1 pseudogene is annotated in these 278 nt (G+C 61.2%); it reads left to right on the top strand.

Annotated features, from left to right (window positions below):
- Window positions 1-278: pseudogene (locus tag NQ036_RS15545) on the top strand (IS481 family transposase); the annotation flags it as partial.

Below are 278 nucleotides of genomic sequence, written 5' to 3'. Positions count from 1 at the left end.
ACACAAGACCCGAACATCCGCCTGAAAGTCGCACAATTCCCCGACCCCGCCCCACACGGCGCGATCGGGGAATTCTGCACCCGCTACGGCGTCTCCCGATCCTGGTTCAAAAAAATCAGAACACGCGCGAAAACCCACGGCATCAACGCCACCATCGAACCCGCCTCACGCGCACCGAAAACCCGACCGGGCACAACCGACCAAACCACCATCGACCTGCTCCTGGCCAAACGCGAACACCTGAAAAAAGAAGGCTGGGACCACGGACCCCTGGCCGT

The organism is Brevibacterium sp. 91QC2O2 (genome assembly GCF_024580695.1).
In the GTDB taxonomy this organism is placed as follows: domain Bacteria; phylum Actinomycetota; class Actinomycetes; order Actinomycetales; family Brevibacteriaceae; genus Brevibacterium; species Brevibacterium moorei.
The sequence above is the reverse complement of the archived record's forward strand: the minus strand, read 5'-3'. Positions and strand labels throughout refer to the sequence as shown.